The 234-nt window shown below is 62.0% G+C and carries 1 protein-coding gene; it reads right to left on the reverse strand.

All coding sequences use genetic code 11. From position 1 onward, the window contains the following. A partial coding sequence (locus LD028_RS09485; protein WP_237811673.1) for an endoribonuclease YicC domain-containing protein occupies nt 1-234 on the reverse strand: 234 nt, incomplete at both ends.

Raw genomic sequence — 234 nt, forward strand, 5'->3', positions numbered from 1 at the left:
TGGGAGCAGTGGCTCGTAAGACGGGTCACTTCTTCACTGATGTCGGAACGGTCGGCCAAAAAGGCCGCTTCCTGCGCAAGGCGCTGCGCGTCCAGTTCAAACGGAGCAGTTTCGGCCCATTCGGCCATGCGCTGATGCAGACGGCTGCGGTACTCGTCGACGACCAGCGGCGCCATTTGTCCGATTTCCTGTGTCCAGGCGGTGATCCGGGCAAGCCGCTGTTCCAAATCCGCC

Source organism: Anoxybacillus sp. LAT27, assembly GCF_022030075.1.
Taxonomy (GTDB): Bacteria; Bacillota; Bacilli; order Bacillales; family Anoxybacillaceae; genus Anoxybacillus; species Anoxybacillus kestanbolensis.